The organism is Sphaerospermopsis sp. LEGE 00249 (genome assembly GCF_014299995.1).
GTDB lineage: Bacteria > Cyanobacteriota > Cyanobacteriia > Cyanobacteriales > Nostocaceae > Sphaerospermopsis > Sphaerospermopsis kisseleviana.
Map to the genome: position 1 here is coordinate 35,439 of NZ_JACJUZ010000014.1, position 26,625 is coordinate 62,063.

Below are 26,625 nucleotides of genomic sequence, written 5' to 3' on the forward strand. Positions count from 1 at the left end.
CTCTAAATAGAACTGTAACTGAACACACGATAGCGAGGAAATTAAACATTAAAAAACATTAAACATTAAACATTCCAGACACAAATGATTGAAATACTCCGTCTAGATAATTAGAAGCCAGTAACAAAGCAGATGAAAAATATATTACAACCTAAAAAACTTGCTGTGATTGTTGCTTCTTTATTAGCAGCAGCAACAGTTTCTTATCCAATTTCAGCGCAAACCACACCCGGTCCAATAGCTGAACCTAATGTTAAACTCAATGTACAACGCACCAGCGGAACTTGTCCGCAAACAGTTGGTTTATGGTGGATAACTCTACCCTATGAAGGAGGTGCAGAACATACAGTAATTGCAGATACTAAAGCTTTTGCAGATTCAGTTAAATTAGTTGCTTCTAATAATAAGCAATTTGTAGAATTTGTTGCACCTTTACGCAGTAACTACGCTTCCTGTGTTGGTCAAACTCGCAATCAAGAATATAAATTCTACACGGCACAATTTAAAAATAAAAAAGCCTATTTTCGGGTAGATTTGCGAAAAATTAACGCTCCTGCTCAGGAAATTACCTACAAAACTATTACGGCCTCTCGTCCTTATGTGCGGTGGGCGATCGCTGATTAGGTACAATATTCTTCCATATCATCACTCATATAATACCCAGATTCCCGACTACTCACATACTCAAATCAGTCGGGTTTCTCTGTAAATGAAGGGTTAAACCCCTCAGACAAAACAATAAATCTTGCATGGTAAAATGATTTACAAGTCAGTTATCAAATCACAAATTAAGTGTTTTAAAAACGACGGAAACCAAACACAAATGCGGATGATGGGTATTACCCCCTAGTGCTTTACTCACATGATTTTAGTTTTTAGCTATAACTTTTATCAAGTGTATGGTTCAAAGTCTCTCTGATCAAGTGTTAGCAATGAACGAGCAAAAATTTCTAAATTTCTAGCTAGAAAAATGCCAAATTGGCAACCACAAGCTAGAGAAGCAAGTTAAATTGAATTAGACAAACGAAAGCAAGACAGTTGCTAAAAAATTAAAAAAATTAGTTTCTGATTCTTGTTACGTTTGTTGGACAATTAAATAAAATGATCGTTTGCTGCAATAGGAATACTCACTGAGTAGAAACGTTATCGTTATATAAATTACCCCCCTAATTTAACGATTAGCGTTATGTGTATATTCCCGAATCGCTTCAGTAGCAAATAGTAGAGTGGGAGAGAATGGCGCTTGGTAATGCCTCCTCCCACTCTCTTTTTTAGGGTATTTTGGTTGGGGATGTATAGCTGTAGACAGAGTAGTTAAGACATCTCCTGTAAGGGTTTAACATTGCTAAGTTTAATTTAAACAGCAACTTTTTCTTCAAGAGGTTTAAAAGTCTTTTTAGTAGCACTGCAAATAGGACAACTCCAATCATCAGGAATTTCTGCAAAAGGTGTACCAGGTGCAATACCCGAATCAAGATCACCAACAACAGGATCATAAATCATGCTGCACTGTCTACAAATCCATTTTTGAGTTGCGGGATCTTCACCTGCGACTCTCGTTACAGCTTGTCCACCATTTAATACTTCTAAAGCTTCAGCGTAGCGATCTGCGTGATAATTTTCAATGAATTTGAGCAACCCAAAACGGTGAGCTGCGGCGCGGAATGTGTTAGCGTGTTCACTAGATTCTTGAGCTTGTTTGAGAAATTCTTCCGCTGCGGGATTATCTCTATCTTTTTGAGCAGCAGCAGCAAAATCAGGATACATGGTAGTGTATTCATAGGTTTCCCCTTCAATTGCCAAAGACAAACAACGAGACATAATTTCCCGTTTTTGTTCATCAGTTAAACTAGCTGCATCTTTGACAACCAGTTCTGGATGTAATAACTCAAAATGTGCAAAAGCGTGTTCAGTTTCTTGATCTGCTGTTTCCTTAAAAAGCTTCGCTAAGTCTGTAAAACCCAGTTTACGTGCCACATTTGCAAAAAACAGGTATTTACGATTTGCCATCGATTCTCCACCGAAAGCTGCTTCTAAGTTTTTTAGTGTCGTAAAATTTGACAAATCCATAATTTTTACTTGCCTGTTAAGTAATATTTCATGGGAAAAACAGACTCTTGAACTAAGGCAGATGAGGCAGCCAAAATATTTTTACAATATTTAAACAAATGTTATAGAACCTGTTTTAGCCCATCTTTAATTACCCTTGTTCTTAGCCGATTCAGGATAATTATAAATTTTAGATTATGAATATTTTATATTTTTTCTGTTAAAGTAGTTTATTGAAAATTATCGTCATCGACGATCAGAATAGAAGAAGTTTTCATAATGAGGTATTTTTTATTTTTTATTTTTTATTTTTTATGTAAAAAACTTTGAATCATGTCCTTGATTTCTTTTAATCTCACAGGTTTGGAGAGATATTCATTCGCTCCTACCTCAAGGCATTTTTCCCGATCTCTAGGCATAGCTAAAGCAGTCAAAGCAATAATGGGAATATCAGCTAAATCTTGATCCGCACGAATCAAACGAGTAGCTTCTAAACCGTCCATTTATGGCATTTGAATATCCATTAATATTAAATCAGGACCATGAATCTTAGCTAAGTCAATGGCTTCCTGTCCGTTTTTCGCCACCAGTAGACGATAACCGCGACTTTCTTAATCAGTAAACCAAAAAGTTTTTATCCGAAGAGCGATCGCTAAGGATAAGGAAGCACTATCTACGTAAGGATTAGTCAAATAAAAGACGTTAAACATAAATAATGCTTATAGTGCTATCAGGGTTATCCAAAGATGAGATAATGAAAGTAGTGTGTCACATATTAATTGAAATTAATTGATTTTTCCATCAGAACATTTGGCGTTAACGGATTCGGAAACCTCATTATGATCAAGACCGCCCTCATAACGGGTATTACAGGTCAAGATGGCTACTATCTGAGCCATTTGCTTCTTAATCAAAATTACCGAGTTTTCGGTTTGGTATCTCCCCATAGACAAACTAACTTGTCAAAATTAGGAAGTTTAGCAGATAACGTAAAAATTTACACTGTTGATTTAAGAGATGCTGCGGGTTTATTAACTGCTGTTGAACAACTACAACCCCAGGAAATTTACAATTTAGCTGCTCCTAGTTTCGTTCCCGACTCTTGGAATGATCCTTTGGGAACTCTTGATCTGATTACAGGTACTGCTACTAGATTATTAGATGCAGTTCGCCAAGTTGGTTTATCCACAAGGTTTTATCAAGCTAGTAGTTCGGAAATGTTTGGTGATGTGACTACTGCTCCCCAAGATGAAGAAACTCACTTTCGTCCCAAAAATCCCTATGCAGCAGCAAAATTACACGCTCATTGGACGATGGTACATCACCGACAACGTTATGGTCTATTTGCCTGTAGTGGTATTTTATATAACCATGAATCCCCTTTGCGTCCGCCTCAGTTTGTCACCCGTAAAGTTTCTTTGGCGGTAGCTAAAATTAAATTGGGTTTAGCTCAAACCTTGGAAATGGGTAATTTGGATGCTCAAAGAGATTGGGGTTTTGCTGGAGATCACGTAAATGCTATGTGGCGAATGTTGCAAGCGAACGAGCCTGAAGAATATGTAATTGGTACAGGTAAACTCCACAGCGTCAGGGAATTAATTGCTACTGCTTTTGATTGTGTAGGACTGGATTGGGAAAAATATGTAATTGTCAATACTAATTTATTACGAGCAGATGAACATTTTCAACTGGTAGCTAATCCCAGTAAAGCCAAAAACAAGCTTGGTTGGGAACCAAAAGTGAGTTTTGAGCAACTTTTGGAAAATATGGTAAAAACAGATTTAGAATATTTAAACAGTTAATAATGTTGCTATTGTAAAGAGACTGGGGAATGGTGACTGGTGACTGGGGAGAAAAATTTGAGATTTTAGATTGGAATTGACAAAAACAATCCCTGCGGGTTCAACAGTTGCTCATGGGGGAAACCCCCAAGACCGCACTGCTTCACCAAAATCCAAAATCCTGTCATTGAATTACCAATTACCAATTACTTGTTCCCACTGATAATTGATAACTAAAATAAGAATAGAGTAGAAAAATTTAAGAAATGAACCTTAATAACTTCCAACAAAATCTTGATAAACTGCGTCCTTGGCTGACTATATTAGCAGTAGCCTGGTTATTAGCATCCTTAGGCTTAGGCTGGTTAGTGAATTCCTTACTAATTATTTTTGGACTGTTATTAATAATACCAATTGTCGCCTTCTTTGGATTTCGCTGGTGGCTACAAAGAAACTTAGTTACTGACAAATGTCCGGTTTGTGGATGTGAAATAACAAGTTTAAATAATAGCCAATTGCAATGTCCAAATTGCGGAGAACAGCTATTAGTAAAAAATAGTCAATTTAGCCGCTTTGCACCAGAAGGTACAATTGATGTAACAGCAATTGAAGTTCCTGCCAAATCACTGGAAGAATGAACTAAGATGAAATAGGAGTCAGGAGTCAAGAGTCAGGAGTCAGGAGTCAGGAGTCAGGAGTCAAGAGGAAATTTGAAAATTGTTTTTCATCTCTCGAACTCAACAAAAGTGCAAGGTTTTTGAGGCTGTAGACGCTATATCTTTACACTTATTTTCCTGTTTATCAGCCTCAACCTTTTGATTTATCTGGGTTTTGCATTTTTTCAGCAAGCCCTAAATAATAATGTTGCCATGATTACTATATCAAAGGGTAATTGTTATACCATTTACGGATGCGTTCTGGTGAAACACCGAATAAATAAGCAAGAACGATAATTTGATTAAGTAGGGTAGTCTTAAAAATTCCCTTTTTTAACCATCTCCGGGGTGATGTAATTACAGGAACGTCAATTATTTTAACTTTACTTATACGTTTTAAACAGGTAATCAGTTCAAAATCTTCCATAATAGGTATTTGGGGAAAATTACCAACTTCTGCAAATGCGATTTTAGTTAAAAAAATAGCTTGATCACCATAGGGTAATTGATAAAAATGCGATCGCAACTTTACACCCCACTCTACCAAACGCAAACCCCAATGAGGTGCATCTATTCGCAAAGCAAAAGCACCAGCTATAATTCCAGGTTGTTGTAATGCGGTACGAATCATGGTATCAAAACCTTGAGGTAAACGAGTATCAGCATGAAGAAACAGGAGAATTTCACCACTAGCGATCGCAGCACCTGTATTCATTTGTATAGCACGACCAGGAGCAGAAGAAATTACAGTTGCACCTAAAAATTGAGCAATAGTAGGTGTAGCATCATTTGAACCACCATCAACAACAATGACTTCCACATTTGTACTTGATTGAGTGCTGGTAATTGCTGCTTTAATATTATTGGCTTCATTGAGAGTAGGTATAATAATTGAAATGCGTTGAGTTTTAATATCTTGATGCACCATATCAAATACCAGATGAACCACGTTAAAAATTAAAATTGAAAATTTTTGTAAAACATTAAGTTTAACACTGATACAACAGATTGCAGATTAATCTGGTACAGAATATAACTTTAAACTTAGACAGAAAGAGAGTTTTACTCCTGACTCCTGCTGTATATGCAAATTTAATGAACCATGCTGCTATTCCTTCAAGTTATTGTGTGCATTGCTTTAGTCATTGCTGTGGGAACATGGCTTTCCCAAAGTGCTGATATTTTGGCAGAAAAAACCGGACTGGGGCGGACTTGGGTAGGTACAATTTTATTAGCGGGTGTGACATCGTTACCAGAATTTGTTAAAGACAATGATACTGTAAGGGAATTTGCATCATCAGTAGATTTGCTAGGATCAGATATGGAATGGCTGGTAAATTCGGGATTGTTTGATGCTATTCAAGGTGGATCTCTGAAATTGGAGGAATATTCTAAGGATTTCGACAACCCAGATATTAAAGAAGCCCTAAATAGTTATGGTTGCCGGATATTATTTAAGTTTGACACTGGTGTGAACTACGTTAAAAGTCAAATTGGCATTGTCTAAATTACAGTAAGCTATTTTAGTGCGTTTCTCCAAAATCTAGAATGGCTACTGTTAACGACAACTACCTGAAACTAAAAGCCGGTTATTTATTCCCCGAAATTGCAAGACGGGTAAATGCTTTCGCCCAAGCTAACCCCGATGCGAAAATCATCCGTTTGGGTATTGGTGATGTTACCGAACCCTTGCCAGAAGCTTGCCGGACTGCAATGATTAAGGCAGTGGAAGATATGGGCGATCGCTCTTCTTTCAAAGGTTACGGACCAGAACAAGGTTATGCTTGGTTACGGGAAAAAATCGCTGCTCAAGATTTCCAAGCTAGAGGCGCGAATGTAGAAGCTGATGAAATCTTCATCTCTGACGGTTCTAAATGCGATACGGGCAACATTTTAGAGATTTTTGGCAAAAATAACAAAATTGCTGTTACTGACCCTGTATACCCCGTTTACGTAGATACTAACGTGATGGCGGGTAACACTGGAGAAGCTAACGAAAAAGGCGAATATGCAGGTTTAGTTTATCTCCCAGTCACCGCAGAAAACAACTTTACCGCAGAAATACCCAAGGAAAAAGTAGATTTAATTTATCTGTGCTTTCCCAACAACCCCACCGGTGCGATCGCAACCAAAGAACATTTACAAGAGTGGGTAAACTACGCAAAAGCTAACGGATCAATTATTTTCTTTGACGCTGCTTACGAAGCATTTATCACCGATCCTAGCCTTCCCCATTCTATCTATGAAATTGAAGGTGCTAGAGATTGTGCCATTGAATTTCGTTCTTTCTCCAAAAATGCAGGTTTTACTGGTACACGATGCGCGTTAACCGTCGTTCCCAAAACCTTAAAAGCTAAAGCTGCTGATGGTTCTGATGTAGAATTGTGGAAATTATGGAACCGTCGTCAGTCTACCAAATTTAATGGTGTTTCCTACATTGTACAGCGTGGTGCAGAAGCGGTTTATTCTGAGGAAGGACAAGCACAAACCAAAGCTTTGGTAAGTTTCTACTTAGAAAATGCCAAAATTATCCGTGAACAACTCACCAACGCAGGTTTATCGGTTTATGGTGGAGTCAATGCACCTTATGTTTGGGTGAAAACACCTCATGGTTTAACCAGTTGGGAATTTTTCGATAAGTTGCTACAAACTGTGAATGTTGTGGGAACTCCGGGTTCTGGTTTTGGTGCTGCGGGTGAAGGTTATTTCCGTATTTCCGCGTTTAACAGTCGGGAAAATGTGGAAGAAGCAATGAAGCGGATCACGGAGAAGTTTAAGGTTTAGTAGCTTGTAAATACCTTTAAAATCTCATGGTGGGCATTGCCCACCTGAATATTTGGTAGACTTGAGTTATGAGTATATTAGTTGAGAGGTGAACTTATATGAAATTGATCATCAAAAATTTAGGACCCATTAAAAATAATACTCAAGCCATTGATTTATCTAAGGATTTTTTTGTATTTGTTGGCAGAAATAATAGTGGTAAAAGTTATGTTGCTCAGTTATTGTGGGCGATTTTTAATCAAGATATAATTAATAAATTTGCATTGGAAAATTTAGAGATTATTGATAATGAAATAGTTGAAAATGTTAATAAGGTTGAAGTTACTCCTGAACTAATAGGAAAAATATTAAGTAGATACAGCAACTTTTTACAAGAAGAGACAAAAAAAGAAATATTCAATACTGGAAAAGAAGCAACAATTTTTAATAAAATTGCCATTAATTTTGATTATAAAATATCTGAATTAAAAGATGAGAAAATTGAAGCTACTGTCTATATAAAAAAAGATGAGGAAGAAAATTCATTAGAGTACATAGAAATCAAAAAAGATCAAGGTGATTTGATATACTCTTTTGAAGAAAAGTACTTACCAGAGAGTTTTCAGGAAATCTTTCCTAAGAGATTTTTGGACAGAAATTTACTCAACCAAAAAAAGTCTATTCTCATTGACATAATAATTAAAACTATGCTAAAACACAAGCATGAGACTTTTTTCTTACCTGCAAGCAGAATTTTCTTTCCTAACTTCTATCTTTATATTATTGACTTTGAAAGAAAAAAACGTGAACAAGATATCAAAAAACTTGTAGATTTATTAGAACGCCCTCGATCTCGTACTAAAGAGAAGATTAAATTAGCTGAATTAGAAGAATTAGATGTTTTTCAAAGACCATATACAAAACCTATTAATCAAGTCATTCAAAAACTGTTAGAAATGTATGATGCAAATATTGAGGATCATTAGTGATAATAAATCTGGTACATTAATTTGTCAGATAATTCTGAGAGATCAAGATCAAATTAAAATTAAGTGTTTTTGTCACCCAGATATTGACAGTAAAACAGAAATTAGAATAAATTTAAAAGGTTTGTTATAATACATACTTAATGGATAGTATTAAATTCCTATTACCTCCTTTATATGAGTGTAGCTATTCCCGTTTTTAAACCCGTTAGTAAAATGCAGCTAACACCCGGTAGTAAAGTTACCATTCCCGATGTTAGCTGGGATGAATTTGAGGCGATTTTAAAAGAATTAGGAGAAAAAAGAAATTCCAGAATTGCGTATATTCAAGGTAATTTAGAAATTATGCTGCCTCTTCCTGAACATGAAATTCCCAAAGATTTAATTTCTGATATCGTCAAAATATTACTGAAAGCAAAAGGAATTAAATATCAACCTTTTGGTTCAACAACCTTTAAAAAAATAGGTATAGCAGGGGTAGAACCAGATGCTTGTTTTTATATTCAAAATTATCAACAAATGATAGGTAAACGGCGTTTACAACCAGATGATCCACCACCAGATTTAGCAATAGAAACTGATGTGACATCAAAAACAACTCTGGATGCTTATCAGGCTATTGGAGTTCCTGAATTATGGATTTTTGATAGTGGTAAGTTGTCTATTTATTTATTGCAAGATGGGAAATATATCAAGTCTGAAAAAAGTCCCTATTTGGGAGATTTAGATATTACTGAGATTATACCTGATACTGTTGAGCGCAGTTGGCAGGTAGGAAGTTTTCAGGCTTTGGAAGAATTTACAGTGACGTTATATTCTATCGTTGAGTAGAGTGTTAATATTTTTTAAGTTATGGCTGGACATAGTAAATGGGCAAATATCAAGCGTCAAAAAGCGGTAGTAGATGCGAAAAGGGGAAGTATCTTTACCCAACTATCGCGGGCGATAATAGTTGCTGCTAGGAGTGGGATACCAGATCCAGCGGGAAATTTTCAGTTGCGGACAGCGATTGATAAAGCGAAAGCTGCGGGTATTCCTAATGATAACATTGAAAGAGCGATCGCTAAAGGTGCAGGTACTTTTGCAGGTGATAACACCAATTTAGAAGAAATTCGCTATGAAGGATATGGTCCTGGTGGTGTAGCAATTTTAATTGAAGCTTTAACAGATAATCGTAATCGTACCGCTGCTGATATTCGAGTTGCTTTTAGTAAAAATGGCGGAAATTTGGGGGAAACTGGTTGTGTGAGTTGGATGTTTTACCAAAAAGGTGTGTGTGTTGTTGAAGATGTGGTTGATGAAGAAAAACTTTTGGAAGCATCTTTAGAAGCTGATGCTGAATCTTACGAAATGATTGAAGATAACACGGCTGAAGTTGTTACTAAAGTGGTAAATTTAGAGAAACTAAGTCAAACATTGAAAGCCAAAAACTTTAATGTTAGAGATGTAGAATTACGTTGGATTCCGGGAAATCAAGTTGAAGTCACAGATGCTGATCAAGCTAAATCGCTGCTCAAATTAATTGATACTTTGGAAGGTTTAGATGATGTGCAAAATGTCACCGCTAATTTTGAAATGTCTGAGAATTTAATGGCTTTGAGTATGGCTTAATAGGTGATAGGGTACTGGGGAAAAAAATTTAGACTTTAGATTTTAGATTTTAGATTTTAGATTGGAGTTAACAAAAACAATCCAAAATCCAAAATCCAAAATCCAAAATCCAAAATCCAAAATCCAAAATCCAAAATAAATAACTCCTGACTCCTTGATATCCTAATAACTGATTACCGATTACTGAATTAACTGTCACCTGTCACCTGTATATCTTGAGAAATACTACTAGCTAAAATCCCCAGAATTTTATTTACATCTTTGAGATAATATTCACTCAAATCAATGCTTAATATTTGTTTTTCTAATTTGAGAAATTGCCAAATACTACCAGTTGTTACCGCACCATAAATGGTTTGAATGTCGCTGTGAGATTGTTGATTAAAAATTTGCGCTGCTACCATTTCCGCTGCACATTGACCTAAACCAGCATTAATATTTTCTTTTTTTGCTTCTACAATTATGATAACTGGGGCAGTAATAATCAGGATTTCTGGAGATTTAGTAATAATAAAATCGCAAGTACCATTTAATCCTTTACTATCATCAACTGTAAAATCTACCCCAGAAAATAAACTCACTTGCTCTTGTAATTGTCGCCTTAAATCTACTAAAATAGGAGAAATAATTAGTTCAGAACGAGCTTTTTCACTATTACTTCCTACAGCAATTGGCAGGTTATAATTCAGAATTTCTGTCAGTAAATTACTAGCTGCTAATTCGGGAACAGCAGCAAAAATATCGCGTTTTTCTAAAGTAGTTAATTCAAATTCTTGTTTGGCTTTAGCTAAACTAAACTCGCTGTAAGACATAGACTCATTTTGCGGGTAATTTTTCTACTCAACTTGCTCTATTCAGAGACTTGCGTAAAAATAATAGATAAAACACCTTCATCTATCTTTACATCTATCTTCACAATGTCACTCACTCAGCTTACTCAAACTTTCACTCCCCCCCACACAACGACAGACAAACCAGGATATGATTATGATTTGGTGATAGTCGGTGGTGGTATAGTTGGTTTAACTTTGGCTGCTGCTTTAAAGAACTCTGGTTTAAGTATACTGCTAATCGAAGCTAGGGTGACATCAGCCGCAGTAGCCAAAGGTCAAGCTTATGCTGTACATATGTTATCAGCCCGCATTTTTCAAGGAATTGGCATTTGGGATAAAATTCTACCTAATATTGCTAAATATAGACAGGTATTTTTATCTGATGCTGACTATCCCGATGTGGTGAAATTTCAAACTGCTGATATAGACACACAAACACCAGAATTAGGTTATGTAGCAGAACATTTTGCCCTGTTAGAACCTTTACAAGAATTGGTAAAAAATTGTGCAAATGTAACTTATTTGTGTCCAGCAGAAGTTGTCACCACACAAAATGAAAAAGATATAGTGAATGTGAATATTAAAGTTGACGGTGAACAGCAACAAATTAAAACTAAATTGTTAGTAGCTGCTGATGGTTCACGTTCCAAAATTCGAGAAGCTGCGGGAATTAAAACTAAAGGTTGGAAATATTGGCAATCTTGTATTGTCGCTTTTGTCAGACCAGAAAAATCTCATAACTATACAGCTTATGAGAAATTTTGGCAAAGTGGACCTTTTGCAATTTTACCTTTACCTGGTAACAGATGTCGCATTGTTTGGACAGCACCCCATGAAGAAGCAAAAGCTTTGTGTGCGTTAAGTGATGAGGAATTTTTAGCTGAACTAACTCAGCGGTATGGTAGTCAGATGGGTAAATTAGAATTATTAGGCGATCGCTTTATTTTTCAGGTACAATTAATGCAGAGCGATCGCTATGTTCTCCCCCGTTTAGCTTTAGTTGGTGATGCTGCACACAACTGTCATCCCGTCGGTGGACAAGGTTTAAATTTAGGTATTCGTGACGCTGCTGCTTTAGCTGAAGTTATCCAAACAGCACACCAAAACGGTGCAGATATTGGTAAAATTGAAATTCTCAAACAATATGAACGGTGGCGAAAAAAAGAGAATTTGGCAATTTTAGGTTTTACCGATTTGTTAGATCGGGTATTTTCTAATAACATCTTACCTGTGGTAGTTATTCGTCGTTTAGGTTTATGGTTGATGCAGCGAGTCCCAATGTTGAAAATCTTTGCACTTAAATTAATGATCGGTTTAAAAGGTAGAACTCCCGAATTAGGGAAAATGTAAGAAAATGTAAAATGATTTATAATTGGGAAATAAGGTGACAGGAGAAAAATCAATTCTTTCTCCTGACTCCTGTACGGGCGAAGCATTCGGAAAATAGCCTTTTCATAAAATTGATAGTTTGTCGCCCGAATGCTTCGCCCCTACGACTGCTGACTCCTGACTCCTGTTATATGTCACTGCAACAAATTAAAGAACAGGCTTATAAACTTTCGGTAAGCGATCGCCTAGATTTAATTACCGCCTTAATTCAATCTTTGCAAATTTTACCCCAGAGTGAAGAATGGAAATATTTAGTATCACGTCCTCACCCTTGGAAGCAACAACTTTATATTAAAGGTAGAAAGTTACTAGCTGCAACCGTTTGGCAGGATATGATCAGTAATGAAATGTCTCCAGAGGAAGCAGCAGAAAATTGGGATTTACCTCTAGCGGCAATTTCTGAAGTCATCAGTTATTGTCAGAGTCATCAAGAATTAATAAAATTAGAAGCTGATGAAGAAAAATATCGTCTAGAAGTAAAAGGAGTCTCCTTTGAGTCTTAAATTACTACTAGAACACCGATTCATTAATCGTAAGGGCGTATAGCATTCGGACAGAATATGAACTGGTTTCAGCAATAGGTTATCACCCGAATGCTTCGCCTGCTAATATCCAAATAGCAAACTTTACACTGGCCAATCAGTTTGTTATTCTCAATCAATGGAATTACTAAATTTAGATATGAACTTTAAAATCATACCTTACACCCTGGCAGCATCTATTTTCTTGAGTGGTTCTCTAATTAGTCAACCTACATTAGCCAATCAACCACAAACAACAGTAAAATCTATATGGCAAGTCTTTTCTTCCCAAGAAGGAGGATTTAGTATTTTATTTCCTGGTTCACCCACAGTGACAAAACAAAAAATCAAAAATAAAACTGGCGAAGTTGAAGTGAATTTATTTATCGTTGAACGCCCCCAGGAAGATGTAAAATACACAGTTGCTTATATTGACTATCCAGAAGAATACATTGAACTATTAAAACGTAATAATCAGGTTGAAGCAGCGATAGATACTGGCAAGAAAACAGCTTTAGAAAATGCCAAAGGAACTTTAATTAGTGAAGAACAAATGAGTTTAGAAGGTCATTTTGGCAAAGAAGTTAACTATACTAAACCAGGGGATAAAATTGTTAAACAAAGAATCTTTTTAGTTGATAGAAGATTATATCAAGTCAGTGCAGAAACCACTACAAAAATGCAAAAATTTCTAACTAAAAGTATTAGTGGTTTTTGTGATTCTTTCAAGTTGTTACCAAAATAAGGTTTACTGAAAAGATATTTTAACCCCTCCCTAACCCTCCCCTTGTCAATGGGAGGGAATTGGATTTTCTGGTTTTCCCTCTTGATCAGAGGGCATTAAGGGAGGTAAAAATTTGATATTTAAACTTACTTGGAAGGAATTTTCAGTGTACCTGTATCATATATGCCTTTAGCATCAGATGGAATTTCCAAGGGAATCACTGCTGGAGGGTCAGTAAATAAGCGTATTTCATAGCGTCCTGGTTTTAATCCCGAAGTAGCAAACTTACCTGATCGATTAGTAAAGATAGTAACTGGTTGCCAATTACGATCGCCCACAGCAACAATTTGTCCTGATCCTAAAGAAATAGGTTCACCATTAGCATTTAATAACTGTCCTCGCAAGAAAACAGTAGCGTCTGTTCCCACTTGCACTAATGTACCACTGTTATAACTTGGCAAAACTTTGATGACGCGATCGCCTACATCTATTCCTATAGGTAAATTAACTGTATCAATTATGAGATTAGAAATATTATAAGGACTTAAATTTGGCACTACACCAAATCCTAAATTATCAATGCGGGTGGTATAACCACCGGAAATAGCTTACCATCTCCTGAAAGTCTTTAGAAAAGGTAGAAGTCAATTAAGTTGCAATTTTTTAACAATTGCATACATAATATCACCTACCCCCCCCGCAAGATAGTATAAATACTGTTTTTTGTTTAAAATTTGAGTATTTTATTTTACAAGTTATTACATTCATCAAGATGCTGAAAATACTTGATCGGAAATCACCGTAATACCCCATCCCTCTACAACCTGAGTTCGACGTAAGAGAATAAACCGCGATTGTAATTGGTAACAATTCAAACCAAAACAGCCTTTGTCAATATTCATGAATTACCCTTAGGCAAAAATCAGGTTTTTAGTCATATCTTGTCTAACTGCTACAACATTTCCAGCCAATAGTGTTAAAGTGGCAAAAAACTGACTTGATTTTTCTTCATTTTTCTTTTCTAGAGCCTAGACTAAAAGCGGGTATCCATGCTGAAAAAACTACAAAACAAGCAAATTTATTTGATTGCTGGTGCTGGACTATGTGCCTTTTTAGTCGGGGGTATGTTATCAGCCCCGGAAGCTGGAAAAACCTTGAGTAAATGGTTCAACTTGAGTCAGAGTCAGCCTGAAAAATTATCTGAGGCTAATAAATCCCAGTCGGTTGTCTTTCGTTTGGTATCACAATCTTTACCGGAACGGGCGGCGAAACTTGCGGAAATTGCGGAGAATGGCAGTTCACCAGATCGGGAAAGGGCGCGTTATCTGTTAGCAAGTGATTATATAGAAACTAATCAAGGTAAAAAAGCTTTGAGTTTGTTAGAAGGTCTAGAGAAAGAGTATCCTGTTTTGGCACCGTATATTTTACTGAAACAAGCCCAGGCGCAGGATATTCTAGGTGAAAAAGCCCAAGCTTCCGATCTGCGGCAAAAAGTGTTAAAAGATTATCCTCAAGATGCAGCAGTAGTTAAAGCTATATATTTGATTGGGTTGCCAAAGCTACATGAACAGGCGATCGCTCAATTTCCTTCCCATCCCCTCACCTGGGAAATCATCCGCAAACGCCTACGAGAAAACCCCAATCAACCCAAGTTAAAATTAATCTTAGCTAAATATGCAGCCGATGAACCAGGAATTACTGGTATTTTAGATCAGTTGGCTAAACAACCCCAACTCACAACCGCAGATTGGGATCTCATCGCTTCTGTATATTGGGATAATAACGAATTTGCTAAGGCTGCCAGTGCTTATACAAAAGCACCGAAAACAGCTAAAAATCTTTATCGCAGGGCGCGAGGATTACAAATAGATAAAAAACGAGATCAAGCAATTGCTATTTATAAACAGCAGATCCAAGAATTTCCCGATGATGAAGAAACGGGAACAGCTTTATTAAGATTAGCAGAAATCACCCCTGGTAAAGCTGCCATATCTTATCTTGACCAAATTATTAATAAGTTTCCCAAACAAGCACCCCAAGCACTGGAACAAAAAGCTAAACTGCTAGAGTCGCTTAAAGATAATCAGGCAGCTACAGAAACCTGGAAATTATTGTTAGGTAGATATAGCAACTCTGAAGAAGCAGCAGAATATCGCTGGAAAAATGCCCTCAATAAAGCCAAAAATAGAGATTACGTAAGTGCATGGCAGTGGGCGCAACCAATCGCTACAGAGAATCCCAGGAGTATTTTAGCTCCCAGAGCCAGTTTTTGGGTAGGAAAATGGGCAACTCTACTAGGTAAACAGGAAGATGCACGTAAAGCCTATGAGTATGTATTGAGTCAATTTCCCCAATCTTATTATGCTTGGCGGGCTGCTAGTATTTTAGCTTTAGATGTAGGTGATTTTAGTAACTTGCGTTTAATGAACCCAGAAATTATCCCCCCCCAACGTCCTGTACCTCCGGCGGGTTCTGATGCGTTTAAAGAATTGTATTTGTTAGGACAGGATCGAGATGCTTGGTATGAGTGGGAAACAGCATTTAAAAATAACAGTCAGCCTACCGTTGCGGAAGAATTTACGGAAGGGTTGATGCGGTTAGCAAAAGGTGAAAATCTGATTGGTATTGCTAAGATATCTAAATTAGAAGATCGGGAAACACCAGAGGAACAAGCGGAATTTGCAGCTTTAAGTCAAAAAATCACTTATTGGCAAGCCCGTTATCCGTTTCCTTATTTCCAAGAAATACAAAAATGGTCTTTATCACGTCAACTTAATCCACTGCTAGTTACAGCATTGATGCGCCAAGAGTCAATGTTTCAACCAAAAATTAAATCAGTGGTTGGTGCGACGGGTTTAATGCAGGTAATGCCGAGTACCGCAGCATGGATAGCCCCACAAATTGGTATGGATATCAAAAACCTCAATTTGGAAAACCCCAATGATAATATTATGTTGGGTACATGGTATTTGGATCATACCCATCAACAATATGGTAATAATTCCATGTTGGCGATCGCCAGTTACAACGCAGGACCGGGTAACGTAGCCAAATGGTTACAAACCATCCCTAAACAAGATCCAGATGAATTTGTAGAAGAAATACCTTTTGGTGAAACTAGAAATTACGTCCGCTTGGTATTTGGTAACTATTGGAATTATCTGCGTTTGTATAATCCGTCAATTTCCGCTTTAGTAGCTAAATACTCAGAACAACAACCTAAATTACCGCAGCAGTAATGGTGATGGGTGATAAGACCAAAACGTAAGTACAGGCGAAGTAGGTGCGAAGTAGGGGCGAAGCATTCGGAAAATAGCCTGGTCAGAAAATTGATAATTTGTTGCCCGAATGCTTCGCCCTTACAGGAAAATAGCCTGGTCAGAAAATTGATAATTTGTTGCCCGAATGCTTCGCCCTTACAGGAAAATAGCCTGGGATAAAAATTGATAATGGTCGCCCGAATGCTCCTCTCCATCTCCCAAAACTAAGAAAACCTCTGTTGCTAGTCGCGCTGGAAGATAAAATAGTTAAGGAATGTTGCCTAGAAACTGACTCATGACATCATCACCAGACATAGATACTATTAATTCTCCCAATGTTGACAAAGAAGGATACAGTAACTCAGTAGTTGATCCCTTAGATGAGTTACCAGATGAAGTAGAAATGTCGTTTTTCGATCATCTGGAAGAATTGCGATCGCGCATTTTTTATTCTTTAATAGCTGTAGCTGTATGTGTGGTTGGTTGCTTTGTCGTTGTTAAACCACTTGTACAAATACTGGAAGTTCCTGCAAACGGTATCAAATTTCTCCAACTAGCACCAGGAGAATATTTCTTTGTTTCCTTAAAAGTTGCGGGTTACAGTGGTTTAGTGCTGGCTACTCCTTTTATACTTTACCAAATTGTGCAATTTGTATTACCCGGTTTGACTCGTCGTGAACGTCGTTTATTAGCACCGATAGTTTTTGGTTCGAGTATTTTATTTTTGGGTGGGTTAGTATTTGCCTATTTTCTACTTATTCCCGCAGCATTAAACTTTTTTGTTAGCTACGGTGCTGATGTGGTAGAACAACTATGGTCAATTGAAAAATATTTTGAATTTGTATTATTGTTGTTATTCAGCACTGGTTTAGCTTTTCAAGTTCCCGTGATTCAATTATTGTTAAGTAATTTAGGTATTGTTTCTTCAAATCAAATGTTAGCCGGTTGGCGGTTTGTGATTATGGTTGCAGTGGTTTTAGGTGCGGTGTTAACACCTTCTACTGATCCTTTAACTCAAAGTTTATTAGCAGGTGCGGTTTTAGGGTTGTATTTTGGTGGTATTGGGTTGGTTAAATTAACGGGTAAGTAATAGGAAATGGGGAATGGGTAATAATTTATTGATCGCAGATCAAACTCATCCCTCAACTAGGTTTATCAGATTCAAATGGATTCCACAATCTTAGTTGAGTTACCCAACGAAAATCATCTGTATTTCTTGTTATTAAAATTAACGGCGTTGCTGATTTTTGGGATGAAAAACAATTTTGCATATACTTAAAACCCTTGTAGAGACGTTCCATGGAACGTTTCTACACCCAAAAAACATCCCGCATTTATGCAACGCCAAATTAACCCATACACTAAAGCAGTGCTGGCAATAATAGCATCACCTAAAGTCATTTTTTTCTGTTGTCGCAAAATGACTGCTTGGTTTAAAACATCTTGAGAGATGGGTAAAACTTCAGCAATTTGAAAAAACTCCTCAAAATACTGAATTTGCTCTTTGGTAAGCTGATGATAGCCTAAAACTTCCAAATAACTAAGTGCTGATACCGCAGGTGCATATTCAGCAATTAATTCTCTCAATTTATTGTGTTCTGCTTGAGCAGAGTAGATGATAATATTACTATCTAGCAGCACGTTTTATCTTCCTGGAAGTGAACGATCTTGACGGGTTTCTTGCTGCCATAGAATTGGGTCAATATCAGTCATAGTTTGACTCATAGCTAGTTTTTCTAATATTTCAGCCATTCTCTGTCCCCGTGCTTTTTTATCTATAACTTGTTCATTTTCTAGCAATGTAACATGAACTGGGGTTAGTTTTTCTCCCAATGCAGGTACATCATCAATCCACTCTAAACGACTTCCTTTTAACCAAGCTCTGAATGTTTTTAGCATAATTTCATCTTTACTCTATATGTATTATTACTTCTGTAAGTCATTACTAGCAATATTCTATATCAATGTTAAAATAAAAAATATCACTTGAACATATAAAAAACTATGTCTGGCAATACTTCAATTATCAGCGTTTCTCCTGAAGTTATGAGTGGTACTCCAGTTTTTACCGGAACAAGAGTTCCTATCCAAACACTTTTAGATTATTTAAAAGCAGGAGATTCAATAGATGATTTTTTAGATGGTTTTCCTACGGTTAGTAGAGAGCAAGTTATTACATTTTTGGAGGAAGTAGAAAAAGCAATGATTAGTAAGGTAGCATAAGATGAAATTGATTTTAGATGAATGTATTGATCGCAGATTAACCCAAGAATTTATAGGTTATGAAATCAAAACTGTTCCCCAGATGGGATGGGCAGGAACTAAAAATGGTAAATTACTGGCTTTAATAGAAAAAGAATTTGATGTTTTTATTACGGTTGATAGAAATTTATCTTTTCAGCAAAATTTATCTCAGTTCAATATTGCTGTAGTTGTTTTGCCAGCAAAGTCTAATAGATTAATGGATCTTAAACCTTTAGTTCCAAAGATTTTAGATATTTTATCTACAGTGATAAAAGGTCAATCTGTGGTTATTAGTCTTGAATGATAAGGTGTAGAGAAGTTTACTCAAGGTATCGCACTCTCTACTCTACATCCATAAAATGCGTTAGCGAAGCTTACCGAAGGTATCGCACTTCACCCTATATCTATAAAATGCGATCACTCTTTGCTCTACATCAGATAATGCGATTAATGCGATCGCTCTTAACTATGCTTGTTAAACACTCTCATTCCAATACTCTAAACCAGTAACAATCACATCTTCTAACCATTGCTTAAAACGTTCTTTCAGATTTATCTCATCATCAGCATAAGAAAACTGAAATAGAGAATCTGTTAATGCTTGAATATCACTAATATTACTAATATTTTTTTCACCCTCTTCTGTATTATCTCTGTGATATGCACAAGCAGAACAAGCAAGTAAGCCAAGATATTCATGTCCAACAACATGAAAAGAAAGTAAAATTGTTGTTGTTGATTCTACATTTATGACCAATTGTATCCAACTGTGATAGGGACGAAGATTAGCAAAGTATCCTAATTGTTTAGCTGTTTCTACCACTTGGAAGCGATGATAATATGATTTAGGATCACGTGCAGGTGCAGCGCGTGTAAAAATCTGAGCATCACTCACTAGATTTTGAAGTGATAACTTAATTTCAGTAGCGATATCTTGTAAGCGAACAGATGCAATTTCAAACAGATTTGCAGCAAATCCCTCAACTTTTTGACAGCGATCCGAAATAGTAACAGATTGGCTTTGCTTAATTTTCTCAGTGATAGATGAAATCACAGCTTGAACGCGGCGTGTTTCTGACAAAACTTGTTCAGATAAACGAAGACTACGAAGAAATGCCTGTTTTTGACTATTAGAAAATAAGTTAATCAAAGGTAATAAATTTCTTTGATCTGCTTGTTCTGAAGCTTCAATATAAACTGCTCTATCGTCACGAGTGAGAACTAAAGGAAACAATCCAGCTTGTATGAAAACTAAACTAGCAAGACATCGAGCTACTCTACCATTACCATCTTGAAATGGATGAATTTGTGTAAACCGATGATGTAACCATGCTGCTTCAACTTCTGGAGGAATGTTTTGTTTTCTATGTTCATGATGCCATTGAATCAAATTATCCATTTCTGATGCAACTTGTTCAGGAGGACAATATTCATGTATTATTCCATTAGGTCTTTCAGGGTTATTAGGTTGTCGTTTCCAATCACCCCGGATGAGAGAAACACGAATAATTTGCCCTGAAGATGTTTTAGCTTCTGTACTATCTTGATTTTGAGTTAGCAGTTGATGTAATTCTTTGATATAAAAATTAGATAAGGTTCTCTGTCCACCGACAAAATCAAATAGTCCTTCAATAGCTGCTTCTTGATCTTGGATCAGAGATACAACTTGTTTGATAGGGGGATTTGTAGGATTATGAGGAATAAGAGCTTCATTAATTCCTTTTTCAATTAGTATCCGAGTAATTCCTTGATCAAGGGTATATAATCTTTCAATAATTCCAGTTTCAATAGCAATTTCTCGACACAACCTTTCCCTAAAGATTTTAAATTCTCCAGAGGAACGTAGACGTTCTGCTTGTTCATTCCAAAATGTTACTAAAGATGATAACTCAGCACTTGCTAAGTTTTGCCAATTTGCTGGTAGGTTTTCTATTGGTTGCCACTGCATGAATCATCTCCAAAAACTGGATTAATAGTTTAATATGATATTGCTCTTAACTCTACATCATAAATGCGTTAGCGATCGCGTAGCTTCTCGTAGAGATAGCGCACCGAAGGTATTGCTCTCACTCTACATCGGAAATGCAATATTACCCAATAATTAAAACTGTGAATTTAACCATTCTAAAAAATCTCCCGTCTTGACAAAATATCTTTCTATACTTGCTTCCTGCAATATTTCTTTAATCTCTGGTTTACCAAAGTCTGTATGATTTCCACTCAAAAAAACTTTTTTCTCATTTGTAGATGTTTGAGAATGATCAAGAATACAGTGTAAAATTAAATTGTCTGTAGGATCATTAATAAGTATATTTTCCATACTTTTCCTGAGAATATCTGGTTTTAATTGTATTAAGTCTACAGTTTTAGTAGCCCATTCTAAAACATCAAAAAGACGAGTATTAATCTCATTTATTCTCTCATTATTCTTAATAATTGCTTGTCGTAGATATAATTTGATGTCTCCAGAGTATGTTGAGTTTCTATCTCCTTTTAGTCTACTAACTTCATCATCTAAGTTATTTTTAAAACGATTGCTTCTGTTTCTTTCACTTTCTAGTACAGAAAGAGATTCCATACAACAAATTGCAGGAGTTACTATTTTAATTTTTGTTGTTACTTCAGGATATTGGGAATTTAGTAAATTCTCAGTTTCTTGATCTTGTTTTTTTGCAAAGTCAATAAAAAAATCAGTTTCTATGTAAAGCGTAATCATTAAATTTACTCGCCTTTATTGTGCAGCATCAGCAATTTTATCTACAAAACCTATCTGGGTTAATTCTTGTGATTTTGGGGGATTATCTGTTTTCCAATTCTCAGCTAAATCTCTTAACCATCCTTCAACTAATGTTTCTAAATAATATTCAAAAATCCTCTTTTTATGACTAAATTCTGGATCATATTCAGACAAAACTTCATGAGTTGGGAAGGTGTAGACATCTTCTAACTTTTCTCCATCCCATTGAAAAAATTTAATTTCTTCACGGGTAGCTGTCATTGCATAAGGAATTATCACTCTATTATGTTCTTGTTCAAATTTGAGGATATTTTCGATTTTGGCAGTAATATCTTCTACAATATCTCTAGCTCTAACTTTTGATACTAAAATTTTATTTCCGTTTTTATCCCAAGCTGTAATATCTGATAGTTCTATTGTTGTGTCGTTCAGTTTTGTAGTGTCCATTTTTTTTAATCCTTGTGACATTGAAGGTTATAATATTTTGATTATAAATGATGAGCGATCATAACTCTACATCAAAAATGCGTTAGCGTTCGCAGAGCGTCTCGAAGAGATAGCGCACTGAAGGTATCGCTCTTACTCTACATAAAAAATGCGTTAGAGAAGCATAGGATCTAGTAAAGTTGATCCTATTTATTCTATTGAGAATCATCAAAAACAGATGGAAGATGACGACCACTCACTACTCGTAAAATTTCAATTCCATCATCCAACACTCTATAAAAAATTATATAACCTTCTAGGGGTAAACCTCGCAAATCAGTACGTATTCCTGAATAGCTTTTACCACTATTTGGAAAAGAACCCAATTGTTGACATTTGCGGTTAAATTCCTGAAAGAATTTTTCACCTGCTTCTAGGTTGTTTTGTGAGAAGTATTCAGCAATTTCGTTTAGGTCACGACTAGCGAGAATATTAATAACATAATAATTCATTTTTGTACCTGTCGCTGTTGCTGAAAACGATCTAAAATTTGATTTACAAATGTTTCACCATCAATAGGTTCTGTATGTTCTGAAATTGCGATCGCAGCATCAATTTTTTCGCGCACTTCTTTAACCCATTCTGACTCAGCGCGATCATATTCATCTAGCAACTGGAGAGCAATTTCTAAAACTTCTTCTACAGAGTTGTATTTTCCAGTTTCTAGTTTTGTTTGAATAAAGTGTTCTTGTTTAGGTGTGAGACTGATACTCATAGTTATTTTGGTTAAGTTGGTTGTAGATAAGAATTATTATAAGTCCAAATCCCGATTCACTACTTACACTATAACTGTTGACTTTGCTAAATCAGGAGATATTGGCTCAAAATGTAAAACCATTATTTGCTCTAAAGTTAAAGCAACAAATTCGTAGGCTTGTCCATTACTATCGCTAAATTCAACTTCAAATACAGTACCATCTGCTAGTATTTCTACTATTGTACCAACTTGACCACGTAATAAGTTATATTCAGGTAAATCAACTGTGAGTGCTATTATATCTAGTAACTTTGGTTCAAGTTTACTCATTTTTTACAAAAGGTATCGCTCTCTACTCTACACCAGAAATGCGATCACACTCTCTACTCTACATCCATAAAATGCGATCGCTATTGATCTATTTCCACTTAACTCCATCTTCTTTTAAATTCTGTCATAACTGTCACCAGGAAATTATTTAAAGTAGGTTCATACATGAATTCACCTAAATTAATATGGTTAGATTTATTCCACTCTCCCAGAGTCCAATATGCAGATGTTGTTAGTCCTAATTCAAGTGTAAAATAGCTTCGTAACCAATCAGAAGGTGAATCATTATCAATTTTGAAAACAATCGCTATGTATGCTACCTCTGGACTTACTCTAGGCGCAGGCATGGTAATATATATTAATCCAATATCCTCGGAACGATTAATAGAACTACATATTGGGTGAACCAATGCTGTATAACTGGGAATTTCGATGTCAGAGCATTTATTCCAAATTTGTAATAGCCAGTTTTGGGCTGATTCATTAATAACTCTATTTAATAAATCAGGAAAATTATTTTCTACAACATAAGGCATTAGCTGATGAGCAAAATTGTAATGTTGTTGATTCAGGTTTTCACTGAATTGCTGATTACTAATTAGCCCTTTAAAGTATTCTGAGATATCCATGATTTACACCTTTAGTAAAACCTACAATCATTACACCGATATAACCTAGTAAACATTTTCTAACCCGATTGTTGTCTTCATTAACCTGCAATTTACTCAAAAATTTCATGTATAGGCTATATCAGAATAAAATAGCCTAGTATTTAGGCTTAATTCCTAACAGCACTGACGTAAAATATCTCCCAAACCTTCTTTACTTCGTGTCCTTCGTGGTTTATTATTTGGTGAGCGTAATTCCTATTTAAGTATATCAACTTCCAATCTTGACTCAGCCCTAATTAACAAAATTTTACCTAAAAAACAGCAAACTCCGTATATTTCCTAATCCCAGGAGACTTAAACCCTAAAATAATATGTGATTTTGGTATTCCCGCAGCAACCAAATCATAAACAACCCCTTCCTCACATCAGAAGGATTACAGAAGCGCATCACAACATTAGTATCAATAATATATCTCGTCATTCTTCGTAAATACTATCTCGACAAAAAGCTGCATCACTCAGACTCACGCCAGTTTCAGGAAGTTGAGAAACCCAATCTCGAAACTCACTCGCCCTTGCTTCTGGTGTTAATTTTTGCCATAATGGTGTAGTTTCAGAAAACTTTTGAGATTGAAACTGAATAAAAGCTATAAAATCAGCTATTTTTTCTAGTTGTTCTTCATCGAGATGATCTAATTCTTGCTTGAGCTTTTCTCGCAACATAACATAATTTAAGATTGTACAAAATAGGCTGTAACAACACTCATTTTATCACTATATTCACAAACTTTGTTTTAAAAGTTTATAATCTGACGATATTGAATAGTTAAGGAATCCATATAAAAACCAGAGATTTTATTGATCTTAAAACCTACTTTCGTTTACTCCAATAAAATGGCTTGCGCTTATGATGTGCTACAGCTAAAATGCGAATTTTTTCCTCTTCTAGAACACGATATAAAAGAGCATAGGGAAATTTTGGTATCACTAAACGCCGAATAGAACCGCGAACCTTTGCACCTATTTCTGGATAATACATCAAACAATTTACAACCTGCTCTACCGCTTCTAAATATTCTAAACCAAGACCCGTTTTTTGCTGCTCATAATAATTGATAGCATCAGTTAATTCTTGTTCTGCCCAGGGATGAAATATAACAGTTATCATTCTAAATAAATACGCAATTTACTAAACACTTCTTGAGAGGAAATACCAGCAATTTTACCATTACTCATATCCTCATCCCTTAATTCTGCCTCTTGTATCCATTCATTAGTAATTTGCTGATCAATTTTTTCTACTTGTCCTAAATGTTCAATCAAACGAGCTACTAATAATGCTAGAGTATCCTTTGGTAAAGCTAAAACTTGAGCCTCTAATTGTTCAATAGTCATAAATTAATGCTCCGATATCGTTATAACACCAGCAAAACCAAGTAAACGCTGACGTGCTTCCTCAGTATCAGATTGAGGACTAACTGACAAACTATACTGACGATTGAGGGAAGCTGCAACTAATTCTGCTACTGAAACTCCCACCGCTGTAGCTTGTTGTTGCAAAGCCATATAAACATCGTCGTTTAGTTCCAGAGTTAATACTTTGCTCACGATTTTTAAGCTACCTTAAATAACTTTCCCGTAATTATAGCTTTTTTTTGCTTGAGAACCCAGAAAAATAAAGCATAATTAACCATTAACCATACAGAGAAAAAACACAATGAACAAACAACCCATCCGCGTTGGAGTCCTTGGTTTTGGTGGACTCGGCCAAGCAGCAGCAAAACTCCTCTCCAGCAAACGAGAAATGATCCTCGTAGCTGCCGCAGATCAAAAAGGCTACGCATACTCTACAGAAGGCTTAAACACCGATGCTTGCATCACCACCTACCAAAAACAAGGAACAGTAGGTTATTTAGAACCCTTTGGTACATTAAGCAACAACAGCATTCAAGACCTTATTCAAGCCACCGGTGACGCTGTAGATGGTTATTTCTTGGCTTTACCTAACCTTCCTAACGACTTTATCCCCAACGTCACTAAACAATTTATCCAAGCTGGTTGGAAAGGTGTATTAGTTGATGCCATCAAACGCACCAGTGCAGTAGAACAACTGTTAGCAATAAAAGATGAACTGCAAGCAGCAGGTATTACCTACATGACCGGTTGTGGTGCAACTCCTGGACTATTAACCGCCGCCGCCGCTTTAGCTGCCCAAAGTTACGCAGAAATTCACAGTGTAGTTATTACCTTTGGTGTAGGTATTGCTAACTGGGAAGCTTATCGTGCTACAGTTCGGGAAGATATCGGACATATACCCGGTTATACTGTAGAAACCGCTAGAGCAATGACCGATGCAGAAGTAGAAGCATTATTAGATAAAACCAACGGTGTGTTAACTTTGGAAAACATGGAACACGCCGACGATGTAATGTTAGAAATAGCTGGAATTTGTTCACGGGATAGAGTAACCGTTGGTGGTGTAGTTGATACTCGCAACCCCAAAAAGCCTTTAAGCACCAACGTAAAAATTACCGGTCGTACTTTTGAAGGGAAAATATCAACTCATACCTTTACATTAGGCGATGAAACCAGCATGGCCGCCAACGTTTGTGGTCCTGCCTTTGGTTATTTAAAAGCCGGTCAAGAATTACATCAAAGAGGCATTAACGGCTTATTTACCGCAGCGGAAATTATGCCTAAGTTTGTAAAATAGGGGTTTCAATTTTGGATTTTGGATTTTGGATTTTGGATTGTATTTAACTACGTAGGGGATGCTGAATAAACCTAAAACCTTGATATATCAAAGGTTAGAGGCTGATAAACACAGAAATTAGTGCAAGGGTTTTGAAGGGTATACCGGAAAAAGTGTGCATTTTTTGGGATTTCAAGAGATGGCAAAGAAATTTTCAAATCTCCTCCTGACTCCTGACTCCTGACTCCTGACTCC

The 26,625-nt window shown here is 36.2% G+C and carries 35 protein-coding genes and 1 pseudogene; 17 read left to right on the plus strand and 19 right to left on the minus strand.

Annotated elements, in window-relative coordinates:
• Positions 1 to 132: 132 nt before the first annotated feature.
• On the plus strand, positions 133 to 624 hold the full coding sequence (locus H5968_RS07175; protein WP_096566543.1) for a hypothetical protein: 492 nt from the start codon (positions 133 to 135) through the stop codon (positions 622 to 624).
• A gap of 732 nt (positions 625 to 1,356) precedes the next feature.
• Here H5968_RS07175 and H5968_RS07180 read toward each other — a convergent pair.
• Both H5968_RS07180 and H5968_RS07185 read right to left on the minus strand, forming a co-directional pair.
• Positions 1,357 to 2,070 carry a rubrerythrin family protein gene (locus H5968_RS07180; RefSeq protein WP_187039375.1) on the minus strand — a complete coding sequence of 238 codons (714 nt, stop codon included), beginning with the start codon at positions 2,068 to 2,070 and terminating at the stop codon, positions 1,357 to 1,359.
• Positions 2,071 to 2,354: 284 nt separating this feature from the next.
• Complete coding sequence (locus H5968_RS07185; protein WP_255427065.1) at positions 2,355 to 2,552, minus strand: response regulator; 198 nt, start codon at positions 2,550 to 2,552, stop codon at positions 2,355 to 2,357.
• Positions 2,553 to 2,888: 336 nt separating this feature from the next.
• Between H5968_RS07185 and H5968_RS07190 the strand changes: the two genes are divergently transcribed.
• Positions 2,889 to 3,851: a GDP-mannose 4,6-dehydratase gene (locus H5968_RS07190; RefSeq protein ID WP_187039376.1), complete on the plus strand. Its 963-nt coding sequence runs from the start codon at positions 2,889 to 2,891 to the stop codon at positions 3,849 to 3,851.
• A gap of 245 nt (positions 3,852 to 4,096) precedes the next feature.
• The gene (locus tag H5968_RS07195) at positions 4,097 to 4,468 is read left to right on the plus strand and encodes a hypothetical protein (protein WP_187039377.1); all 372 of its coding nucleotides are present in this window, start codon (positions 4,097 to 4,099) and stop codon (positions 4,466 to 4,468) included.
• A 238-nt stretch (positions 4,469 to 4,706) separates the two neighbouring features.
• On the opposite strand, the gene H5968_RS07200 is transcribed toward H5968_RS07195, so the two are convergent.
• Entirely contained in the window at positions 4,707 to 5,414 is a 708-nt protein-coding gene (locus H5968_RS07200) for a TIGR04283 family arsenosugar biosynthesis glycosyltransferase (protein ID WP_187039378.1), read from the minus strand.
• Between the two features lie 174 nt (positions 5,415 to 5,588).
• Here H5968_RS07200 and H5968_RS25535 point away from each other — a divergent pair, with 174 nt between their 5' ends.
• The 5 genes from H5968_RS25535 to H5968_RS07225 all read left to right on the plus strand — a co-directional run bounded on the left by H5968_RS25535 (position 5,589) and on the right by H5968_RS07225 (position 9,846).
• Entirely contained in the window at positions 5,589 to 5,993 is a 405-nt protein-coding gene (locus tag H5968_RS25535; protein ID WP_255427066.1) for a hypothetical protein, read from the plus strand.
• A 41-nt stretch (positions 5,994 to 6,034) separates the two neighbouring features.
• A complete protein-coding gene (locus H5968_RS07210) occupies positions 6,035 to 7,270 on the plus strand; it encodes an LL-diaminopimelate aminotransferase (protein ID WP_137667327.1) in 1,236 nt (411 codons plus the stop codon).
• A 98-nt stretch (positions 7,271 to 7,368) separates the two neighbouring features.
• Positions 7,369 to 8,235 carry an AAA family ATPase gene (locus H5968_RS07215; RefSeq protein WP_187039379.1) on the plus strand — a complete coding sequence of 289 codons (867 nt, stop codon included), beginning with the start codon at positions 7,369 to 7,371 and terminating at the stop codon, positions 8,233 to 8,235.
• Between the two features lie 177 nt (positions 8,236 to 8,412).
• Entirely contained in the window at positions 8,413 to 9,066 is a 654-nt protein-coding gene (locus H5968_RS07220; protein ID WP_187039380.1) for a Uma2 family endonuclease, read from the plus strand.
• A gap of 21 nt (positions 9,067 to 9,087) precedes the next feature.
• Positions 9,088 to 9,846, plus strand: a complete 759-nt coding sequence (locus tag H5968_RS07225) for a YebC/PmpR family DNA-binding transcriptional regulator (protein ID WP_187039381.1) — start codon at positions 9,088 to 9,090, stop codon at positions 9,844 to 9,846.
• 188 nt (positions 9,847 to 10,034) lie between these two features.
• Here the strand turns inward: H5968_RS07225 and H5968_RS07230 are convergent, their stop codons facing one another.
• Positions 10,035 to 10,658: a hypothetical protein gene (locus tag H5968_RS07230; protein WP_137667323.1), complete on the minus strand. Its 624-nt coding sequence runs from the start codon at positions 10,656 to 10,658 to the stop codon at positions 10,035 to 10,037.
• 105 nt (positions 10,659 to 10,763) lie between these two features.
• Here H5968_RS07230 and H5968_RS07235 point away from each other — a divergent pair, with 105 nt between their 5' ends.
• The 3 genes from H5968_RS07235 (at position 10,764) to H5968_RS07245 (ending at position 13,334) form a co-directional block, all read left to right on the plus strand.
• Positions 10,764 to 12,029 carry an FAD-dependent hydroxylase gene (locus H5968_RS07235; RefSeq protein WP_187039382.1) on the plus strand — a complete coding sequence of 422 codons (1,266 nt, stop codon included), beginning with the start codon at positions 10,764 to 10,766 and terminating at the stop codon, positions 12,027 to 12,029.
• 110 nt (positions 12,030 to 12,139) lie between these two features.
• Positions 12,140 to 12,571 (plus strand): hypothetical protein, encoded by a 432-nt coding sequence (locus H5968_RS07240; protein ID WP_255427067.1) that lies wholly within the window; start codon positions 12,140 to 12,142, stop codon positions 12,569 to 12,571.
• 178 nt (positions 12,572 to 12,749) lie between these two features.
• On the plus strand, positions 12,750 to 13,334 hold the full coding sequence (locus tag H5968_RS07245) for a hypothetical protein (RefSeq protein WP_096572604.1): 585 nt from the start codon (positions 12,750 to 12,752) through the stop codon (positions 13,332 to 13,334).
• Between the two features lie 125 nt (positions 13,335 to 13,459).
• Here H5968_RS07245 and H5968_RS07250 read toward each other — a convergent pair whose 3' ends face one another.
• Complete coding sequence (locus H5968_RS07250; RefSeq protein ID WP_187039383.1) at positions 13,460 to 13,870, minus strand: carboxypeptidase-like regulatory domain-containing protein; 411 nt, start codon at positions 13,868 to 13,870, stop codon at positions 13,460 to 13,462.
• A 492-nt stretch (positions 13,871 to 14,362) separates the two neighbouring features.
• Between H5968_RS07250 and H5968_RS07255 the strand changes: the two genes are divergently transcribed.
• The 3 genes from H5968_RS07255 (at position 14,363) to tatC (ending at position 17,663) form a co-directional block, all read left to right on the plus strand.
• Entirely contained in the window at positions 14,363 to 16,552 is a 2,190-nt protein-coding gene (locus H5968_RS07255) for a transglycosylase SLT domain-containing protein (protein WP_187039384.1), read from the plus strand.
• Between the two features lie 9 nt (positions 16,553 to 16,561).
• Positions 16,562 to 16,753, plus strand: a complete 192-nt coding sequence (locus H5968_RS07260; RefSeq protein ID WP_187039385.1) for a hypothetical protein — start codon at positions 16,562 to 16,564, stop codon at positions 16,751 to 16,753.
• Between the two features lie 115 nt (positions 16,754 to 16,868).
• Positions 16,869 to 17,663, plus strand: a complete 795-nt coding sequence (tatC, locus tag H5968_RS07265; RefSeq protein WP_187039386.1) for a twin-arginine translocase subunit TatC — start codon at positions 16,869 to 16,871, stop codon at positions 17,661 to 17,663.
• A gap of 185 nt (positions 17,664 to 17,848) precedes the next feature.
• Here the strand turns inward: tatC and H5968_RS07270 are convergent, their stop codons facing one another.
• Together H5968_RS07270 and H5968_RS07275 are read right to left on the minus strand one after the other, a co-directional pair.
• Complete coding sequence (locus tag H5968_RS07270) at positions 17,849 to 18,214, minus strand: type II toxin-antitoxin system VapC family toxin (RefSeq protein WP_187039387.1); 366 nt, start codon at positions 18,212 to 18,214, stop codon at positions 17,849 to 17,851.
• 3 nt (positions 18,215 to 18,217) lie between these two features.
• Positions 18,218 to 18,472, minus strand: coding sequence for a hypothetical protein (locus H5968_RS07275; protein WP_137667314.1), 255 nt, complete (start codon positions 18,470 to 18,472; stop codon positions 18,218 to 18,220).
• 105 nt (positions 18,473 to 18,577) lie between these two features.
• On the opposite strand from H5968_RS07275, the gene H5968_RS07280 reads away from it, so the two are divergent.
• Both H5968_RS07280 and H5968_RS07285 read left to right on the plus strand, forming a co-directional pair.
• Positions 18,578 to 18,796 (plus strand): DUF433 domain-containing protein, encoded by a 219-nt coding sequence (locus tag H5968_RS07280; protein WP_187039388.1) that lies wholly within the window; start codon positions 18,578 to 18,580, stop codon positions 18,794 to 18,796.
• Position 18,797: 1 nt separating this feature from the next.
• Complete coding sequence (locus H5968_RS07285) at positions 18,798 to 19,121, plus strand: DUF5615 family PIN-like protein (protein WP_187039389.1); 324 nt, start codon at positions 18,798 to 18,800, stop codon at positions 19,119 to 19,121.
• Positions 19,122 to 19,292: 171 nt separating this feature from the next.
• Here the strand turns inward: H5968_RS07285 and H5968_RS07290 are convergent, their stop codons facing one another.
• The 12 genes and pseudogenes from H5968_RS07290 to H5968_RS07345 form a co-directional block, all read right to left on the minus strand.
• The gene (locus H5968_RS07290) at positions 19,293 to 20,765 is read right to left on the minus strand and encodes a Fic family protein (protein ID WP_187039390.1); all 1,473 of its coding nucleotides are present in this window, start codon (positions 20,763 to 20,765) and stop codon (positions 19,293 to 19,295) included.
• A gap of 153 nt (positions 20,766 to 20,918) precedes the next feature.
• On the minus strand, positions 20,919 to 21,533 hold the full coding sequence (locus tag H5968_RS07295) for a PIN domain-containing protein (protein ID WP_187039391.1): 615 nt from the start codon (positions 21,531 to 21,533) through the stop codon (positions 20,919 to 20,921).
• Positions 21,534 to 21,548: 15 nt separating this feature from the next.
• The gene (locus H5968_RS07300; RefSeq protein ID WP_187039392.1) at positions 21,549 to 22,001 is read right to left on the minus strand and encodes a hypothetical protein; all 453 of its coding nucleotides are present in this window, start codon (positions 21,999 to 22,001) and stop codon (positions 21,549 to 21,551) included.
• 194 nt (positions 22,002 to 22,195) lie between these two features.
• On the minus strand, positions 22,196 to 22,492 hold the full coding sequence (locus H5968_RS07305) for a type II toxin-antitoxin system RelE/ParE family toxin (protein WP_187039393.1): 297 nt from the start codon (positions 22,490 to 22,492) through the stop codon (positions 22,196 to 22,198).
• On the minus strand, positions 22,489 to 22,755 hold the full coding sequence (locus H5968_RS07310; protein WP_187039394.1) for a type II toxin-antitoxin system ParD family antitoxin: 267 nt from the start codon (positions 22,753 to 22,755) through the stop codon (positions 22,489 to 22,491). The genes H5968_RS07305 and H5968_RS07310 overlap by 4 nt, the downstream gene beginning before the upstream one ends.
• A gap of 63 nt (positions 22,756 to 22,818) precedes the next feature.
• Positions 22,819 to 23,067, minus strand: a complete 249-nt coding sequence (locus H5968_RS07315; protein ID WP_187039395.1) for a DUF4926 domain-containing protein — start codon at positions 23,065 to 23,067, stop codon at positions 22,819 to 22,821.
• A gap of 98 nt (positions 23,068 to 23,165) precedes the next feature.
• Positions 23,166 to 23,696 (minus strand): hypothetical protein, encoded by a 531-nt coding sequence (locus H5968_RS07320; RefSeq protein WP_187039396.1) that lies wholly within the window; start codon positions 23,694 to 23,696, stop codon positions 23,166 to 23,168.
• Positions 23,697 to 23,989: 293 nt separating this feature from the next.
• Positions 23,990 to 24,100 (minus strand): annotated as a pseudogene (locus H5968_RS07325) (element excision factor XisI family protein); the annotation flags it as partial.
• A gap of 55 nt (positions 24,101 to 24,155) precedes the next feature.
• Positions 24,156 to 24,401, minus strand: a complete 246-nt coding sequence (locus H5968_RS07330) for a hypothetical protein (protein ID WP_187039397.1) — start codon at positions 24,399 to 24,401, stop codon at positions 24,156 to 24,158.
• A gap of 148 nt (positions 24,402 to 24,549) precedes the next feature.
• Positions 24,550 to 24,846, minus strand: coding sequence for a type II toxin-antitoxin system RelE/ParE family toxin (locus H5968_RS07335; protein ID WP_187039398.1), 297 nt, complete (start codon positions 24,844 to 24,846; stop codon positions 24,550 to 24,552).
• Positions 24,843 to 25,073, minus strand: coding sequence for an addiction module protein (locus H5968_RS07340; protein ID WP_187039399.1), 231 nt, complete (start codon positions 25,071 to 25,073; stop codon positions 24,843 to 24,845). The genes H5968_RS07335 and H5968_RS07340 overlap by 4 nt, the downstream gene beginning before the upstream one ends.
• 3 nt (positions 25,074 to 25,076) lie before the next feature.
• Positions 25,077 to 25,286 carry a hypothetical protein gene (locus tag H5968_RS07345; RefSeq protein ID WP_187039400.1) on the minus strand — a complete coding sequence of 70 codons (210 nt, stop codon included), beginning with the start codon at positions 25,284 to 25,286 and terminating at the stop codon, positions 25,077 to 25,079.
• Between the two features lie 109 nt (positions 25,287 to 25,395).
• Between H5968_RS07345 and H5968_RS07350 the strand changes: the two genes are divergently transcribed.
• On the plus strand, positions 25,396 to 26,391 hold the full coding sequence (locus tag H5968_RS07350) for a saccharopine dehydrogenase-like oxidoreductase (RefSeq protein ID WP_187039401.1): 996 nt from the start codon (positions 25,396 to 25,398) through the stop codon (positions 26,389 to 26,391).
• Positions 26,392 to 26,625 lie beyond the last annotated feature (234 nt).

Coding starts and splice junctions, on each gene's coding strand:
- H5968_RS07175 (WP_096566543.1), top strand. CDS start 133: ATGAAAAATATATTACAACCTAAAAAACTTGCTGTGATTGTTGCTTCT.
- H5968_RS07180 (WP_187039375.1), bottom strand. CDS start 2,070: ATGGATTTGTCAAATTTTACGACACTAAAAAACTTAGAAGCAGCTTTC.
- H5968_RS07185 (WP_255427065.1), bottom strand. CDS start 2,552: ATGGACGGTTTAGAAGCTACTCGTTTGATTCGTGCGGATCAAGATTTA.
- H5968_RS07190 (WP_187039376.1), top strand. CDS start 2,889: ATGATCAAGACCGCCCTCATAACGGGTATTACAGGTCAAGATGGCTAC.
- H5968_RS07195 (WP_187039377.1), top strand. CDS start 4,097: ATGAACCTTAATAACTTCCAACAAAATCTTGATAAACTGCGTCCTTGG.
- H5968_RS07200 (WP_187039378.1), bottom strand. CDS start 5,414: ATGGTGCATCAAGATATTAAAACTCAACGCATTTCAATTATTATACCT.
- H5968_RS25535 (WP_255427066.1), top strand. CDS start 5,589: ATGCTGCTATTCCTTCAAGTTATTGTGTGCATTGCTTTAGTCATTGCT.
- H5968_RS07210 (WP_137667327.1), top strand. CDS start 6,035: ATGGCTACTGTTAACGACAACTACCTGAAACTAAAAGCCGGTTATTTA.
- H5968_RS07215 (WP_187039379.1), top strand. CDS start 7,369: ATGAAATTGATCATCAAAAATTTAGGACCCATTAAAAATAATACTCAA.
- H5968_RS07220 (WP_187039380.1), top strand. CDS start 8,413: ATGAGTGTAGCTATTCCCGTTTTTAAACCCGTTAGTAAAATGCAGCTA.
- H5968_RS07225 (WP_187039381.1), top strand. CDS start 9,088: ATGGCTGGACATAGTAAATGGGCAAATATCAAGCGTCAAAAAGCGGTA.
- H5968_RS07230 (WP_137667323.1), bottom strand. CDS start 10,658: ATGTCTTACAGCGAGTTTAGTTTAGCTAAAGCCAAACAAGAATTTGAA.
- H5968_RS07235 (WP_187039382.1), top strand. CDS start 10,764: ATGTCACTCACTCAGCTTACTCAAACTTTCACTCCCCCCCACACAACG.
- H5968_RS07245 (WP_096572604.1), top strand. CDS start 12,750: ATGAACTTTAAAATCATACCTTACACCCTGGCAGCATCTATTTTCTTG.
- H5968_RS07255 (WP_187039384.1), top strand. CDS start 14,363: ATGCTGAAAAAACTACAAAACAAGCAAATTTATTTGATTGCTGGTGCT.
- tatC (WP_187039386.1), top strand. CDS start 16,869: ATGACATCATCACCAGACATAGATACTATTAATTCTCCCAATGTTGAC.
- H5968_RS07275 (WP_137667314.1), bottom strand. CDS start 18,472: ATGCTAAAAACATTCAGAGCTTGGTTAAAAGGAAGTCGTTTAGAGTGG.
- H5968_RS07280 (WP_187039388.1), top strand. CDS start 18,578: ATGTCTGGCAATACTTCAATTATCAGCGTTTCTCCTGAAGTTATGAGT.
- H5968_RS07285 (WP_187039389.1), top strand. CDS start 18,798: ATGAAATTGATTTTAGATGAATGTATTGATCGCAGATTAACCCAAGAA.
- H5968_RS07290 (WP_187039390.1), bottom strand. CDS start 20,765: ATGCAGTGGCAACCAATAGAAAACCTACCAGCAAATTGGCAAAACTTA.
- H5968_RS07295 (WP_187039391.1), bottom strand. CDS start 21,533: ATGATTACGCTTTACATAGAAACTGATTTTTTTATTGACTTTGCAAAA.
- H5968_RS07300 (WP_187039392.1), bottom strand. CDS start 22,001: ATGGACACTACAAAACTGAACGACACAACAATAGAACTATCAGATATT.
- H5968_RS07305 (WP_187039393.1), bottom strand. CDS start 22,492: ATGAATTATTATGTTATTAATATTCTCGCTAGTCGTGACCTAAACGAA.
- H5968_RS07310 (WP_187039394.1), bottom strand. CDS start 22,755: ATGAGTATCAGTCTCACACCTAAACAAGAACACTTTATTCAAACAAAA.
- H5968_RS07315 (WP_187039395.1), bottom strand. CDS start 23,067: ATGAGTAAACTTGAACCAAAGTTACTAGATATAATAGCACTCACAGTT.
- H5968_RS07320 (WP_187039396.1), bottom strand. CDS start 23,696: ATGGATATCTCAGAATACTTTAAAGGGCTAATTAGTAATCAGCAATTC.
- H5968_RS07330 (WP_187039397.1), bottom strand. CDS start 24,401: ATGTTGCGAGAAAAGCTCAAGCAAGAATTAGATCATCTCGATGAAGAA.
- H5968_RS07335 (WP_187039398.1), bottom strand. CDS start 24,846: ATGATAACTGTTATATTTCATCCCTGGGCAGAACAAGAATTAACTGAT.
- H5968_RS07340 (WP_187039399.1), bottom strand. CDS start 25,073: ATGACTATTGAACAATTAGAGGCTCAAGTTTTAGCTTTACCAAAGGAT.
- H5968_RS07350 (WP_187039401.1), top strand. CDS start 25,396: ATGAACAAACAACCCATCCGCGTTGGAGTCCTTGGTTTTGGTGGACTC.